Annotated in this window: 15 protein-coding genes and 1 tRNA gene; 9 read left to right on the top strand and 7 right to left on the bottom strand. The window is 58.4% G+C overall.

The window, feature by feature from the left end:
• Positions 1–668, bottom strand: a 668-nt coding sequence (locus WNE31_RS18210) for a calcium-binding protein (RefSeq protein WP_349981372.1), incomplete at its 3' end; no start/stop codon positions are given.
• A 189-nt stretch (positions 669–857) separates the two neighbouring features.
• Here WNE31_RS18210 and WNE31_RS18205 point away from each other — a divergent pair.
• Positions 858–2,225: a tetratricopeptide repeat-containing glycosyltransferase family protein gene (locus WNE31_RS18205; protein WP_349981371.1), complete on the top strand. Its 1,368-nt coding sequence runs from the start codon at positions 858–860 to the stop codon at positions 2,223–2,225.
• Complete coding sequence (locus WNE31_RS18200) at positions 2,216–2,587, top strand: DUF6165 family protein (RefSeq protein ID WP_349981370.1); 372 nt, start codon at positions 2,216–2,218, stop codon at positions 2,585–2,587. Before WNE31_RS18205 ends, WNE31_RS18200 begins: the two co-directional genes overlap by 10 nt.
• 90 nt (positions 2,588–2,677) lie before the next feature.
• Here the strand turns inward: WNE31_RS18200 and WNE31_RS18195 are convergent, their stop codons facing one another.
• The 3 genes from WNE31_RS18195 to WNE31_RS18185 all read right to left on the bottom strand — a co-directional run bounded on the left by WNE31_RS18195 (position 2,678) and on the right by WNE31_RS18185 (position 5,173).
• On the bottom strand, positions 2,678–3,592 hold the full coding sequence (locus WNE31_RS18195; protein WP_349981369.1) for a hypothetical protein: 915 nt from the start codon (positions 3,590–3,592) through the stop codon (positions 2,678–2,680).
• A 61-nt stretch (positions 3,593–3,653) separates the two neighbouring features.
• Positions 3,654–4,376, bottom strand: a complete 723-nt coding sequence (locus WNE31_RS18190) for an FkbM family methyltransferase (RefSeq protein ID WP_349981368.1) — start codon at positions 4,374–4,376, stop codon at positions 3,654–3,656.
• A 710-nt stretch (positions 4,377–5,086) separates the two neighbouring features.
• Positions 5,087–5,173 (bottom strand) — tRNA-Leu (locus WNE31_RS18185).
• A gap of 170 nt (positions 5,174–5,343) precedes the next feature.
• On the opposite strand from WNE31_RS18185, the gene lipB reads away from it, so the two are divergent.
• Together lipB and WNE31_RS18175 are read left to right on the top strand one after the other, a co-directional pair.
• Positions 5,344–6,045: a lipoyl(octanoyl) transferase LipB gene (gene lipB / locus WNE31_RS18180; protein ID WP_463407444.1), complete on the top strand. Its 702-nt coding sequence runs from the start codon at positions 5,344–5,346 to the stop codon at positions 6,043–6,045.
• Between the two features lie 212 nt (positions 6,046–6,257).
• The gene (locus tag WNE31_RS18175; protein WP_349981366.1) at positions 6,258–7,049 is read left to right on the top strand and encodes a class I SAM-dependent methyltransferase; all 792 of its coding nucleotides are present in this window, start codon (positions 6,258–6,260) and stop codon (positions 7,047–7,049) included.
• Between the two features lie 142 nt (positions 7,050–7,191).
• Here the strand turns inward: WNE31_RS18175 and WNE31_RS18170 are convergent, their stop codons facing one another.
• Together WNE31_RS18170 and WNE31_RS18165 are read right to left on the bottom strand one after the other, a co-directional pair.
• The gene (locus WNE31_RS18170; RefSeq protein ID WP_349981365.1) at positions 7,192–7,827 is read right to left on the bottom strand and encodes a LysE family transporter; all 636 of its coding nucleotides are present in this window, start codon (positions 7,825–7,827) and stop codon (positions 7,192–7,194) included.
• 11 nt (positions 7,828–7,838) lie between these two features.
• Positions 7,839–8,297: an Lrp/AsnC family transcriptional regulator gene (locus WNE31_RS18165; RefSeq protein ID WP_349981364.1), complete on the bottom strand. Its 459-nt coding sequence runs from the start codon at positions 8,295–8,297 to the stop codon at positions 7,839–7,841.
• A 220-nt stretch (positions 8,298–8,517) separates the two neighbouring features.
• Here WNE31_RS18165 and WNE31_RS18160 point away from each other — a divergent pair, with 220 nt between their 5' ends.
• From WNE31_RS18160 to WNE31_RS18145, 4 genes are all read left to right on the top strand, one after another.
• Positions 8,518–8,961 carry a c-type cytochrome gene (locus tag WNE31_RS18160; protein WP_349981363.1) on the top strand — a complete coding sequence of 148 codons (444 nt, stop codon included), beginning with the start codon at positions 8,518–8,520 and terminating at the stop codon, positions 8,959–8,961.
• Positions 8,962–9,258: 297 nt separating this feature from the next.
• A complete protein-coding gene (locus WNE31_RS18155) occupies positions 9,259–10,929 on the top strand; it encodes a cytochrome c oxidase subunit I (RefSeq protein ID WP_349981362.1) in 1,671 nt (556 codons plus the stop codon).
• Between the two features lie 142 nt (positions 10,930–11,071).
• Positions 11,072–11,566, top strand: a complete 495-nt coding sequence (locus WNE31_RS18150) for a DUF2244 domain-containing protein (protein WP_349981361.1) — start codon at positions 11,072–11,074, stop codon at positions 11,564–11,566.
• 106 nt (positions 11,567–11,672) lie between these two features.
• Complete coding sequence (locus WNE31_RS18145; RefSeq protein WP_349981360.1) at positions 11,673–11,981, top strand: EthD family reductase; 309 nt, start codon at positions 11,673–11,675, stop codon at positions 11,979–11,981.
• A 57-nt stretch (positions 11,982–12,038) separates the two neighbouring features.
• On the opposite strand, the gene WNE31_RS18140 is transcribed toward WNE31_RS18145, so the two are convergent.
• Positions 12,039–13,115, bottom strand: coding sequence for an Mrp/NBP35 family ATP-binding protein (locus tag WNE31_RS18140; RefSeq protein WP_349981359.1), 1,077 nt, complete (start codon positions 13,113–13,115; stop codon positions 12,039–12,041).
• 254 nt (positions 13,116–13,369) lie between these two features.
• Here WNE31_RS18140 and WNE31_RS18135 point away from each other — a divergent pair, with 254 nt between their 5' ends.
• Complete coding sequence (locus WNE31_RS18135) at positions 13,370–13,585, top strand: DUF1127 domain-containing protein (RefSeq protein WP_349981358.1); 216 nt, start codon at positions 13,370–13,372, stop codon at positions 13,583–13,585.
• Positions 13,586–13,928 lie beyond the last annotated feature (343 nt).

Raw genomic sequence — 13,928 nt, 5'->3', positions numbered from 1 at the left:
TCGAACAGCACGGTGTCACTGGTGCCGGTGCCGAACAAGAACGTGTTCACAAAAGTGCCCGACGCGTCGTTGAACAGGAACGTGTTGCTCCCGCCCCCGCCGAACAGCAGGTCCTGGCTGGTTGTGCCCGAGGCCACAAGCGTGTCATCCCCGTTGCCGCCGTAGAGGCTGATGCTGTCTCCTGATGTGCCGGTGCTGATGAGGGTATCGGCACCGTCTTCGGCGCGAACGACCCTGACATCGCCATTGGTCGTGATGACATCATCGAAATCTGAACCGACCAAGGTTTCAACCGAACTGACATTCAGGCTCGTGCCGCCAGAGGAAAAGACGTTCAGGTCCAGGTTGACCAGCCAGGACGCCGTGGATGCGCTTAGGTCAAGCGTGTCATCCCCCGCCCCACCTGTAATTGTGTTTTCCGCGCCATCATTCACCTGCAGAATGGTGTCGTCACCGCTGCCGCCATCGACAAGGTCCTTACCCGAACCGCCTTGCAGCGTATCGCTATTGTCGCCGCCAAAAAGCTGGTCACTGTCATTGCCGCCGTAGAGCAGATCGTTGCCGCCAAGGCCCGACAGCGTATCCTCGCCGCCAAATCCAGAGATCGTGTCGTCAAGCGCAGTGCCCGGAAGGTTGTTGTTTGAACCGTTCCCGTTAATTACCGGCATGTCTTCCCCCCGGGGTAGCTAAATGAATGTTCGAAATATGCATTCAGGATACAGGCAAATCCCCAAACTCAGAAGAATTTTTTGCTTTCCACCAAGGGTTGAATCGGCAGACTGTGCTGTCCGATTGCCACAGGTGGCGGTTTCAGTCCATAATCGGGTGCATGTCTGTCCGAAGTCTGAAGGCGCCTGATGGCATCCAATTCTGACGAACTGAAAACGCAAGCGGTCGCCTGTCACAAGGCGGGCGATCACGAAAAGGCGCTGGCGCTATACGGGCGGGCATTGGCGCGCTGGCCGCAGGATGTTGACCTGCTGTCCAATTTAGGTGTGCTGTTGCGCGCCGAAAAGCGTCTGGAGGATGCGCTGGAGGTGCTGTTTCTTGCCCATGAACGGGCGCCAGACAGGCTGAGCGTACGGGTGAGCCTTGCCAATATCCTTGATGATATGGGCCGTCATGACGAGGCGGCAACGTTGCGCTTTCGGATCGTCGAGGATCAGCCGGAAGAGCCGCGCCATGTTGCCTTTTTGGCGCGCAGCCTGCGCAATGCGGGACGTCTGGAAGAGGCTGCCAACGTGCTGCGGAAACAGCTGGCAAAGGCAAACCCGACGCCCGAGTTGCGGCTTGAATACGCCCTGCATCAACTCAGTCTTGGCAACTATGCAGAAGGCTTCCGCCACTATCTTGCCCGCCGCGAGGCCAAGCTGGTTGATCTGCCCAACACTGATCTGCCGCGCTGGACCGGACAGCCGATCGACGGCAAAACAATTCTGGTACTGCCGGAACAGGGGATGGGGGATGTCGTCAATTTCGCGCGTTTCCTGCCGTATCTGAAGGAGCGTGGCGCGACCGTTCACCTGATGACGCGCGCCCCCGTTCATCGGCTTTTGCAAGGGGTTCCCGGAGTGGATGCCGTGGTCACCGATCCGGTACGGGGCACGGAATACGCCTATTGGACCAGCGGCATGGACATTCCGGTTGATTACTTCCACTTCCGCCAGTCGGTACCGCAACCAACGCGTCTGTCCGTGCCCGACGACAGCCGGAAGCGTGCCATAAGCCTGACACAGGCGCATCGCGACAAGCTGAAAGTCGGTGTCGCCTGGACGGGTTCTGCGGGCTATGACCGCAACACGATGCGGTCGGTTCCACACCGCCTGTTCCGCGATCTTGCGGACATCCCGGGTCTGCAGCTGTTCTCACTCTACAAGGGTCCGGCGTTGTCTGACTTCTACGCCGATGGCTCTGCGGCATTCATTCTCGATGTGGCAAGCGGCGATCGTGACCTGGCGGATTGCGCCGCAATGATCGCCGAGATGGATATCGTCGTGACGGTCTGCACCGTGACGGCCCATATCGCCGGCGCGTTGCGCAAAGAGGTATGGACCCTGCTGCACTGGGAACCGTTCTGGCTCTATGGTTTGGAAGGCGAAACAACGCCTTGGTACGATAGTATGCGACTGTTCCGGCAAGAATATCCGTATGACTGGACCGGCGTGTTTTCAGAAGTTCGTCAGGGTTTGACCGACAAAGCAGAGGACAAGGCCAAATGCGTGTGATCATACCAGTTTCCGTTGGTGACTTTGTCGACCGGTTAAGCATCCTGCGGCTGAAACTTGCGCGCCTGCCAAGTCCTGAGCAACGCGCCAACGCCCAGACCGAGTTTGACGCACTGAATGCCGTGGCACCGGATATACCGCCCATTCCAGAACTCTTGGGCGCGCTCGATGACATCAATGCAACGCTTTGGGAGGTAGAAGATCGGCTTCGTGTACACGAGGCCGACGGTGTGTTTGACGACGGATTTGTTGCCCTTGCCCGATCAGTGTACAGGCTCAACGATCGCCGCGCCGCACTCAAGAAGCAAATAAATCTGCGCGTGGGGTCTGATCTGATCGAAGAAAAATCCTACGGTGCATGACTGGCCCTGAAACGTCGGGCGCGGCATTTGGCTGGCCCCTTGGCTTTTCCCGAGACCTGAAACAGCTGTAACCGGCTCTCACACTCCGCGCTATTTACGCCGCTTTGGGGATACCAACTGAGCGGGACGCTGGTCGGCGGCGGCCTGCATCAGGGAAAATGTCTGACTGACATAGTCTACAGTGCCCGAGATCAGGTCGAGATATGCCTGTAGCTCCGGCGTCAGTTCTGCTTCGACCAATTGGACCGGGCGCTCTTGCGGGATCGTTTCGAACTGAACATAAAACAAGGGCTCGCCACGTTTGATCACCAGGGGTTTGTCCGTGTCATGCCATTCGAATGACCACATAATCGGGCGCGGCCAGACGTGGATCGGGAACCGGCCTGCAAACATTGTCCCCGGCAGCGCCTCTGCACGATAATGCAGAAACGGCGCCAGTTGATTGATGACCACCGGCGCATCCGCTACGAAGACATAGGGAAGCGCCAATTGCAGAACGGGGCGGTCGGGGTGGCGCCACTCGGCCTCGTCGGACAGATGAACAAGTTGGGCAAGCCGATTGCGGCGAATACTGCTTTGTGGACCACCTGCCGCATGCAATTCGGCCTGTCCATCCTCACCGCGAACAAACGAGACGGCAACATCGACAGGGCATTTAATCTCGAAAAGACGGGATTCGAAGTTCAGCACCGCCGGACAGCGCGATGCAGATTTCGCGTGTGGCGCGCTGCGGTCTGATGTCCGGACCCGTTTCGGGCTGTCATAGATGACCTTGGCATTGGTCCCTTCCAAGAAAAACCAGCCAACCGAGACACTTCCACGACCGTCATCTGATGTCGGGTCTTCGACCGAGATGTTTATCTGCACTGTCTGTAACCTTCTGGTTTCCAAATCATTCTTGACGCTAATGGCGGACCCGGAAATTGCAAGGACTTTGGGTCTCACAAAGTGATACCGATGATTCCCGAAAGGCAGGTCCTGACGCGGCAATATCCCGCGCAGCATTCATACAATTTGGTTTGGCGTCACGTTCCGTCTTGTTTCGGCCCCGACGGCTGGGTCGCGATCATTTCCTGATCGGGTGTTGGTCAGGATCCGTAACCTCGGCCAAACCCTTGATCATCGTAGGACGTTCCCGGGGTATGCAAAGCATGTTGCAACTGACGAGTCCCGACCAGGGATTATCCGAATGCCCCTTCCAGTTGTCAGGATTGAACATGGGAGGAAGATGCCACCAAATTCGGTAGTTCTGCCTCTGGATGTACCTGATCAGAACGCTGCTGTTCTCCGGCCTGTCGTTTTCCACATACAGCACGGGCCTGCACGCCCTGATCGTATTTTCCGCCCCACGCAGAACATCGGTTTCCATGCCTTCGACGTCGATCTTCAGCAAGTCAAGCCGTGTACACCCAAAAGTGTCGAACGGTTGGATTTGGACGCTTCGGCGCCCGTCGGTCTCTTTGAACTGGTCCAACCCGATACCACCGTAATTTCCTGGTACCGAATAATCGATATCAGGGAACCGTACCTCGCCGGGTTTGGCACCGCATCCAAGGTTGCGCGCATCGACATTCGTCAAGCCGTTCAGAGCCAGATTTCCGCAAAGCATTTGAAAGACAAGCGGTTGCGGCTCCACCGCGTGAACAAAACCCGACGGCCCGACATGTTTGGCCAACGGCACCGTGTGCACACCGATGTTGGCCCCAATTTCAGCGACGAAACCACCACGCGGTGCAATCCGGCAAAGCAGATCGAGCTCTTGTTGCGAATACTCACCGAACTCGATCATACTGCGCCCAATGTAAGCGTCCTTGGGATTTACAAGAAAGCGACCGTGCCTACCTTCGATCACCTCATACAGTCTTCGAGACGATGCCGGTTTCTTCCCATTCATAATTCAGATCCATAGGTTTTTTTCTCAATGATTGAGGCACCCGGGTGCATTTTGGCAAAGTCCTTTAAAATGGCGCGTTCGACTTTGAATATACAGATATTTCGGGTCAGGCTCATGCATTCATCTGCAAACCCATATGGCCGCGCACGACCCTGCCCCCTCTCGCGACACCTCACCCCTCGGGTTTCTCCTTTAAAGCCGCTCGAGAAACATTCTCAATACTATGAATTTAGGTGTTTTTGTTCCGGCGTTACCTCAACCCGCACAACAGCAGTAAAGGGCACTCGGCATCCAATCCAGTGTCTTAGGAAGCTCAATCATGAGGCGAAGAAAACCGATCCCTTCCCGATGGGAAGCGTCGGATACAGGTCATGGTCACAATCGCAGGAAGTGGCTTGCGGGCTTTAACCGTCCCCAATTTTCGTCGTTCAACCGATACCATGCAGGGCAGCCGCGACCGGACTTGGTGATGGGCGAAGCGTTCTCTTATCGGTCAAATTCATAGCCCGACTGAAAAGATACAGAACGCGCGGGATGGTTTTCGGAGGCAAGGTTTAAGAGCCTTCCCAATTACAAGTTTCAAACAAGATGTTCGAAGAATAGTCTGGTGCGGCCGAGAAGACTCGAACTTCCACGGGAGTTACCCCACAGCGACCTCAACGCTGCGCGTCTACCAATTCCGCCACGGCCGCACGCCTTGACTTGGTGAAGGGGTCTATAGCGAGTCGTCACGGGGATGCCAAGCGGGAAATCGCATCGGATTGGCCGTTTTGTACAAATCTTCGGGGTGGGATTCTCCGGTTCGTACATGTCGAAAACGCGCCCACCCGCGCTGTCCCGACCCGACACCGCCCATTGACTTCTGCGGCAGGCAGCGACAGAGCTTGGCCAAGCGCAGAGCGGAGGCTGGAAAATGGTGGAATGGATCACCCATGACGGGTTGCTCGACTATGACGAGGCGGTGACTTTCATGGAGGCCCGCGCCGAGGCCATCGCGCGCGGCGAGGCCGATGAATGCATCTGGCTGGTCGAACATCCCCCGCTTTACACCGCCGGCACCAGCGCGCGCGCCGAGGATCTGACCGACCCCGACCGGTTTCCCGTCTACCCCTCCAAGCGTGGCGGGCAGTATACCTATCACGGGCCGGGACAGCGCGTGGCCTATGTCATGCTGAATGTCGGACAGCGCGGCCATGACGTCCGGAAATTCGTGCATCAGCTGGAATCCTGGGTGATTGAAACCCTGGCCGAGTTCAACCTGCGCGGCGAAATCCGAGAAGGGCGTGTGGGCGTCTGGATCGTGCGGGACGACAAGCCCCTGACCGCAACCGGCGCCAAGGCCGAGGACAAGATCGCCGCCATCGGCATCCGCCTGCGCAAATGGGTCAGCTTTCACGGCATCTCCATCAACGTGGAACCCGATCTGGACCATTTCGGCGGGATCGTGCCCTGCGGTATCACCGAGCACGGGGTCACGTCACTGGTGGACCTAGGCTTGCCGGTCACGATGACGGACGTGGACGTAGCGTTGAGGAAGACCTTTGAGGATGTGTTCGGGGGATAGATCCTGCGTTTTGTTTTGGTGCCCGGAAGCAATGCGATGTTTGCAGACGCCGCGAAGGGCGGCTCGGAGCCCACTTCTACAAATGCTGCACGGCGCATGAATGTCCGGATTAAAGGGCAAGCCTGAACACCACACAATTAAAGGTGGTTTGACCTTAGATAGGGTACGCGCATACGCTGTCGTTAACGCAAAAAGCGACAAAGGGTTTTTCCATGACATTTCAATTGGCAGGTAACGGACCCAAAATTTACGAAGAAGTCATGGTGCCCCTTTGGTTTGGCCGGTGGGCTGAGGCGCTTGTTGAACAGGCTTCACTAGGTTCTTCGGAACGCGTCTTGGATGTTGCTTGCGGAACAGGTGTGACGACCCGACTGGCAAAGTCAAAGGTTGGAGCAAGCGGGCAGGTCGATGGTCTGGACATCAACGCGCCAATGCTCGCCAAGGCAAAAGATTTAGCCGGTGATCTCGATATTCAATGGATTGAGAGTGATGTATGCGGCAGCGGACTGCCTTCAGGATCTTACGATGTCATTCTTTCGCAGCATGGCTACCATTACTTTCCGGAAAAGCCCAAAGCTCTGAGTGAGTTCTTGCGGCTCCTGGTTCCAGGCGGGCGGTTGGCCTTCTCAATCTGGGATGGGCATAGTGCTTACACTGACGCCCTCTGCTCTGCTGTTGCCCACCACATCTCCCCCGAGATTGCAGAAAAGCAGAGAGCTCAAAGGCAGACGCCACCGGCGGAAGAATTAAGACAGCAGGTCGCGGATCAAGGGTTTTCGGATGTGGCCGTTCAGCGGCAAGAGCTGATGATCGATGTTCCGCTTGCGCCCGAATTTGTACCAATGCATCTGGCGTCTATGCCTATTGCAGGTGCGTTTCTCGCACTCGAAGAATATGCGCAAAATGCCTTGATCCAAGAGGTCGCGGAAAAGCTCGACGCATATGTTGTGGGAGATAGACTTGTCTACCCTGACGCGGTGAAGGTCGTGACAGGACGCAAATAGCATCCTCGCGTCGCTCATGCCTGCGTGAATCCACAACCCAGTTAGGTTGCTATCCAATTGCAACGTTGCTGCGTCAGGCGCTGAAAGCCGACATTGGTACCGACGCAGCGAATTCACACTTCGTCCGCACAGTGGACATTCCTCACCATCCCCCCAAAGCCCCCAGTGCAATTCCTGTGCCCCACACGAAGATCACCAGCCCCGAGGCAAGATCAAACCATCGTGTCAGTGCGGGCGTCATGCGGCTGCGGATTGTCAGGGCCAGTTGCACGAGGAACAGCCACCAAAGGGCTGATCCCAGAAACACGCCCAGCACCAGCCAATAGGGGGCCGCTGGCGCGGACGCCGCCGCCGCGCCCAGCCCCGCGATCATGCCGACGAATGTCAGGATGGTCATCGGGTTGGCCATAGTCAGGACAAAGGTCGTCGCCCAGCTTTTCAAAAGCGTACGATGGGTCGGGGCTGCGTGCAGCGCCTCTGTGCTGCCCCGCGCCTTGAGAAAGCCGCGCACAGACATTGCGCCGAGCCACATCAGCAACAGCCCGCCCCCGATAGCCAGCGGCGTGGCATAGCTGAGCAACAGGCCCGACGCAGCAAAGCCGACCGCGACCAGAAGCCCGTAAAGCCCGTCTGCCGTGGCCGCGCCCAACCCTGTGGCCAGACCGGCCGCGCGCCCGTCTGCCAGTGTGCGCCGGATACACAACAGACCGATCGGGCCAACTGGGGCCGCAATCGCAAAGCCCATGCCGATCCCTCTTGCCAGTACGTCAAATGCCATGGATCTGTGCCCTATTCCGGCGCCAGAAGGATACGCAGGGCCGCGCTTTCCTTGAGTGCCTCCATCGAGAAGAGGGTCTCGGTCTTTTGCACCGCGGCAAGGGGTTTGACCTTTTCGGCCATGAACCGCTGCAATTCCCGCGTGTCCCTCAGACGAAGTTTCATCAAGTAGGAATGCGCCCCGCTGATATGATGCAGCTCCATCACCTCGTCACAGTCAACCAGCGCGGCACAGGCAGCGGCCTCGCCGTCATAGGCCATGTCGATCAGCACAAAACAGCACAACCCCGCGTCGACCGCGTCGGGCGACAGATGCGCCTGCCATCCAGACACCACGCCATTTGCGACCAAGCGGCGCACGCGATCATTGGCGGTCGAGAGCGGAACGCCCACAAATTCCGCAATTTCCGCGCTGGAGGCCCGCCCGTTTTTCTGGATCAGGCTGCAAATTTTCCGGTCAATGGTGTCCATTTTCGCAAAATTACCGATCCAATGCATATTTTTCAACAATTTTTACGCTATTTGAAGAGTTACCCAACAAATCGACGACATTTCCCCTCTTCCACTGGAAAGCGGCTGACCGGCACAGCGCGCGGAACCCCGCCGCCCGCGCGGATTTGACCGTTGCACTCTTGGGCTACATGTCTGATTGTGCGCCAACGCGCTAGCAAACCGAAAAGAGGCAATACTCATGAAAACCATTTTTGCAGTAGCCGCCGCAACCCTGGCCCTGACTGCCCCCGCTTTCGCCGCCGGTGATGCCGACAAAGGCGAAAATAACTTCAAGAAATGCAAGGCCTGCCACATGGTCGAATCGCCGGAAGGTGAAACGATCTACAAAGGCGGCAAAACCGGCCCGAACCTCTATGGCGTCATCGGACGCGTTGCAGGCTCGGTTGACGGCTTCAAATACGGCGCAGGCCTGAAAGAAGCGGCCGAAGCCGGCTTTGTCTGGACCGAGGAATCGCTGGCAGCCTATGTTGCAGACCCCAAAGCCTGGCTGGGTGACAATGGCTATGCGACCAAGTCGAAGATGTCGTTCAAGTTGAAGAAAGGTGGCGAAGACGTCGCGGCCTATCTGGCATCGGTCGCTCCGGCCCCGGCTGCGGAAGAAGAAGCGCCTGCCACCGAATAAGCCGTTTACGGTTTCCCTTTTGGGGATACGGCCCCCGCACCCGATGGTGCGGGGGCTTTTTCGTGACCAGACTCCACGCGATTCGGGATCTTTCCGACAGGGGCCGCTCACAAGGCGCATTCAGGCCCCGCAGCACACCCGAATTTGAACCAAATCAAACGGGGTGCGACACTTTTTATTGATCCAGATCAAAACCTATGATTGCGGCTGCGGCCCATCACATCTAAAAAAGACGATGAACCGGGGCGCATGGGGGGAATCTCACGCGCCTTTTAACGCACCAACAGGAGGCAAGACATGGCAGACGCAGCCATTCAAGGCCACGACCATGAAGACGAGCGCGGTTTCTTCACGCGCTGGTTCATGTCAACCAACCACAAGGACATCGGTCTGCTGTACCTGATCGTCTCGGCAGTGGTCGGTCTGATCGCGGTCCTCTTTACCGTATACATGCGCCTGGAGCTTATGGAGCCCGGCGTGCAATACATGTGTCTCGAGGGCGCACGTTTCATCGCATCCAGCGCGGAATGTACCCCCAACGGCCACCTCTGGAACGTCATGATCACCTATCACGGTGTTCTGATGATGTTCTTCGTCGTGATCCCGGCCCTTTTCGGCGGTTTCGGCAACTATTTCATGCCCTTGCAGATCGGCGCGCCGGATATGGCGTTCCCGCGCATGAACAACCTGTCCTTCTGGATGTATGTCGCCGGCGTCTCGCTGGGTGTGGCATCGATGTTGTCGCCCGGCGGCAATGACCAGCTGGGTTCGGGCGTGGGCTGGGTTCTGTACCCGCCGCTGTCAACCACCGAGGGTGGTTTCTCGATGGACCTCGCGATCTTCGCGGTCCACGTTTCGGGTGCCTCGTCGATCCTCGGCGCGATCAACATGATCACCACTTTCCTGAACATGCGTGCCCCCGGTATGACCCTGTTCAAGGTGCCGCTGTTCTCGTGGTCGATCTTCGTCACGGCCTGGCTGATCCTGCTGTCGCTGCCGGTTCTGGCTGGCGCCATCACCATGCTGTTGACCGACCGTAACTTTGGCACGACCTTTTTTGATCCTGCCGGTGGCGGTGACCCGATCCTGTACCAGCACATCCTGTGGTTCTTTGGCCACCCTGAAGTGTATATCGTGATCCTGCCCGGCTTTGGCCTGGTCAGCCACGTGTTCGCCACCTTCGCCCGCAAACCGGTCTTTGGCTACCTGCCGATGGTCTGGGCGATTATCGCGATTGGTGCTCTGGGCTTTGTCGTGTGGGCGCACCACATGTATACCGTTGGCATGTCGCTGACCCAGCAGTCCTACTTCATGCTGGCGACGATGGTCATCGCGGTCCCGACGGGCGTGAAGATCTTCTCGTGGATCGCCACCATGTGGGGCGGCTCGGTCGAGTTCAAGGCACCGATGCTGTTCGGTCTGGGCTTCCTGCTGCTGTTCACCATCGGTGGTGTGACCGGGATCGTCCTGTCGCAGGCGGGTGTCGACCGTGCCTATCATGACACCTACTACGTGGTTGCTCACTTCCACTACACGATGTCGATGGGTGCCGCCTTTACCATCTTTGCCGGGATATACTTCTACTTTGGCAAGATGACCGGGCGTCAATACCCCGAGTTTGCGGCGAAGATTCACTTCTGGATGTTCTTCATCGGTGTGAACCTGACCTTCTTCCCGCAGCACTTCCTGGGTCGTCAGGGCATGCCGCGTCGTTACATCGACTATCCGGAAGCCTTCGCCTACTGGAACAAGATCAGCTCGTGGGGCGCCATGCTGTCCTTTGCATCGTTCATCCTGTTCTTCGGTATCGTGTTCTACTCGCTGTTCCGCGGCGCACGTGTGACCGAGAACAACTACTGGAACGAATACGCGGATACGCTGGAATGGACTCTGCCCAGCCCGCCGCCAGAGCATACCTTTGAAATCCTGCCCAAGCAGGAAGACTGGGACAAAGGTCACGCCCACTAAGCGGCCCGACCTGATCTGAACCGCAAAGGGCCCCGGGCATTGCCACCGGGGCCCTTTTTCTTTGCCTTGTCGCCTGCTTGCTCCAAATTGACCGGGGTGAACGGGCCTCTGCCCCAACCCGCCGAACCAACCGGAAACGCACATGCCTTACCGCTGGACCCCACATGCCCCTGACACCAAGGTTGTTCTGACCCTATGGCCGTTTCGCTCGTTGCCGCGCCGAGGCTTTGCCGCGATGATCCTCATGGCGTTCACGCTGGGCACGATCCCGCTTTACGGTTTGCTGGGGTCGGTGGTGCTGTGGGGCATTCTGCCCTTTATCCTGATCACGGTGGGCGCCCTGTGGTACGGGTTGGAACGATCCTATCAGGACGGCGATATCCTTGAAGAATTACGGCTTGAGGATGACACCCTGATCCTGACCCACCGGCCTGCGCGCGGACATACGCAATCGTGGGACTGCAATATCTACTGGGCCCGCGCCGAGATGCATGTCATCGGCGGCCCCGTGCCCCATTACATCACCCTGGCCGGAAACGGGCGCACCGTGGAAATCGGCAGCTTCCTGTCCGAAGATGAACGCAAGGTGCTCTATGGCGAGTTGCACGATTTCCTGAAAAACGAAGCGCCGGCCTGACCTGTCCGCACGCCTTGCATCCGAATTAGCCGTTTCGCGTGCCCGTATGCGCCGTTATGCTGGCCCTGAAGATCATTCCACCCACACAGAATAAGGAGCCGTGCCCATGTCCATGTCGATGCAGGTACTCTATCCCGTGTCCGAAGGCAGCACCTTTGATTTCGATTATTACGCGAACGTGCATATGGCCCTGGTTCAGGAGCATTTCGGCCCGCATATGCGCTCGGCGCAGGCGGTGCGAGGCGTTGCAGGCGGCCCGGGCAAGCCTGCGGGCTATCACGCTGTTGCCACCATCGTGTTCTCTGACAAAGAGGCCTTTGACGCCGCCATGGCCAATGCGGGACCGGTTGTCGGGGATATCCCGAACTTCACCAATGTGCGGCCGGAAACCCTGATCGGGACCGTGATCGCCTGACCCCGCGGTCCCCGAAGAGATCACGCCCCGCAAATGGCCTGCGGGGCGTTTTCAGATTCAGGCGATACCGCCCCGGATCAACCCTTCGGCAATGCGGGCATAGGCTTCGGCCATCGGTCCGTCTCCGGCGGCAATCGGGGTGCCCCCGTCCCCGGCCAGACGGGTATCAAGGTCGATGGGCAGCGCGCCCAACAAAGGCACGTCGATCTTTTTCGCCTCGGCCGCGACGCCCCCATGCCCAAAGAGATGCGCTTCGTGCCCGCATTCGGGGCAGACATAGAAGGACATGTTCTCGATCAACCCCAGAACGGGGGTTTTCAACGTCTTGAACATATCAAGCGCCTTGCGTGCATCCAGCAGCGCCACGTCCTGCGGGGTCGAAACCACGATGGCGCCGCTCAACTCGGCCTTTTGGCCCAGCGTCAACTGCACATCGCCTGTGCCCGGCGGCAGGTCCACCAGCAACACATCCAGTTCGCCCCATTCCACCTGCCCCAGCATCTGTTGCAGCGCCCCCATCAGCATCGGCCCGCGCCAGACCACGGCCTTGTCCTCTTCCAGCATGAAACCGATCGACATCAGCGTGACGCCGTGGGCGGTCAGGGGGATGATGGTCTTGCCATCCGGCGAGGCGGGGCGTTTGTTGATGCCCATCATGCGCGGCTGGCTGGGGCCGTAGATATCGGCATCCAGCAGGCCCACGCGCCGCCCCTTACGGGCCAGCGCCACCGCAAGGTTGCTGGAAACCGTGGATTTGCCGACCCCCCCCTTGCCCGAACCTATAGCGATAATGCTTTTGACGCCCGAGGGTTTGAGCGGCCCCTGCTGGGGTTTCGGGTGCCCGCCGACCTTCAGGCTGGGCGGGGCCTTGGGTGCGCCGGGCGCGCCGCCATGGGCCGTGAGCACCACCGACACGGACTGGACGCCGGGCAATTCTGACACGACCTTTTCCGCCGCCTGACGCACGGGTTCCATCCGGCGCGCGGTGTCGGGATTCGGGGCTTCGATCACGAAACGCACCTGCCCGCCCCCGATCGACAGCGCCCGCACCATGTCTTGCGAGACAAGATTTGTTCCATCGGGCAAGCCGACCCGTGCCAGTGCGTCTAGCACCTGACCTTGCGTGATTGTCATATCTTTCTCCTGTTTGCAGATGCCGTCATGGCCCCGATTGAGACGGGATTCCCCGTTTGAAATACCCTTTCTGCATGGGTTTTCAATGCATTGCACAAAATTGGGGCAGTCTGAAGTTGACGCAGCTTCCCCTTTTCGCTCGCTGCATAGCAGCATTGCAGATGTGTGTATTGTGCAGTTGCAGCATGAGCCTATATCACTGTCATCACTGAAACGCAGCGAACAGCGTTCCCGAAACGATAGAGGTAACTCCCATGGCAATGGCCAGCGAATACAGCTCTGCCAAACACGGCGCCGCAGACCGTCTGGTTGCGATGTTTGCCGGTTTGGGCGAGCGTTTCCGCAAGGCGCGTCTGTACCACCAGACGTTCCGCGAACTGAACAACCTGAGCAACGCAGACCTTAAGGATCTTGGTTTGCACCGCTCGATGATCCGCCGGATGGCCTATCAGGCGGCCTACGAAAACTGAGATTGCTTCAGAAAGCCTCTCCTCCCTCGGCTTTCTGTTCATAGCGGCGATAACCTCCTCCTCCCTGTTATCGCCGCAAAAATTCGGACCTTCGGGTCCACACCAGATCAAGGCTCCTCCTCCTCCTCCCTGAGGTGTCTTGTGACTAAGCGGCGGCACCTCTCCTCCTCCCTGGTGCTGCCGCACAGAATTCCGGGCCTCGGGCCCGACACCGGATCAAGGCCCCTCCTCCTCCTCCCTGAGGTGCCTTGTTGACAAGAAACGGCGGCGCCTCTCCTCCTCCCTGGCGTCGCCGTTTTTTTATGCCCGGGCGCAAGGTATTTGCCGCGCCGCATGGCGCGGG

The sequence above is a fragment of the Shimia fortis genome, assembly GCF_040225985.1.
Taxonomy (GTDB): Bacteria; Pseudomonadota; Alphaproteobacteria; order Rhodobacterales; family Rhodobacteraceae; genus Shimia.
The sequence above is the reverse complement of the archived record's forward strand: the minus strand, read 5'-3'. Positions and strand labels throughout refer to the sequence as shown.

Excerpts from the sequence above, each read along its gene's own strand:
- WNE31_RS18205 (WP_349981371.1), top strand. The coding sequence starts at position 858 with ATGGCATCCAATTCTGACGAACTGAAAACGCAAGCGGTCGCCTGTCAC.
- WNE31_RS18200 (WP_349981370.1), top strand. The coding sequence starts at position 2,216 with ATGCGTGTGATCATACCAGTTTCCGTTGGTGACTTTGTCGACCGGTTA.
- WNE31_RS18195 (WP_349981369.1), bottom strand. The coding sequence starts at position 3,592 with ATGCTGCGCGGGATATTGCCGCGTCAGGACCTGCCTTTCGGGAATCAT.
- WNE31_RS18190 (WP_349981368.1), bottom strand. The coding sequence starts at position 4,376 with ATGATCGAGTTCGGTGAGTATTCGCAACAAGAGCTCGATCTGCTTTGC.
- WNE31_RS18175 (WP_349981366.1), top strand. The coding sequence starts at position 6,258 with ATGACATTTCAATTGGCAGGTAACGGACCCAAAATTTACGAAGAAGTC.
- WNE31_RS18170 (WP_349981365.1), bottom strand. The coding sequence starts at position 7,827 with ATGGCATTTGACGTACTGGCAAGAGGGATCGGCATGGGCTTTGCGATT.
- WNE31_RS18165 (WP_349981364.1), bottom strand. The coding sequence starts at position 8,297 with ATGGACACCATTGACCGGAAAATTTGCAGCCTGATCCAGAAAAACGGG.
- WNE31_RS18160 (WP_349981363.1), top strand. The coding sequence starts at position 8,518 with ATGAAAACCATTTTTGCAGTAGCCGCCGCAACCCTGGCCCTGACTGCC.
- WNE31_RS18155 (WP_349981362.1), top strand. The coding sequence starts at position 9,259 with ATGGCAGACGCAGCCATTCAAGGCCACGACCATGAAGACGAGCGCGGT.
- WNE31_RS18150 (WP_349981361.1), top strand. The coding sequence starts at position 11,072 with ATGCCTTACCGCTGGACCCCACATGCCCCTGACACCAAGGTTGTTCTG.
- WNE31_RS18145 (WP_349981360.1), top strand. The coding sequence starts at position 11,673 with ATGTCCATGTCGATGCAGGTACTCTATCCCGTGTCCGAAGGCAGCACC.
- WNE31_RS18140 (WP_349981359.1), bottom strand. The coding sequence starts at position 13,115 with ATGACAATCACGCAAGGTCAGGTGCTAGACGCACTGGCACGGGTCGGC.
- WNE31_RS18135 (WP_349981358.1), top strand. The coding sequence starts at position 13,370 with ATGGCAATGGCCAGCGAATACAGCTCTGCCAAACACGGCGCCGCAGAC.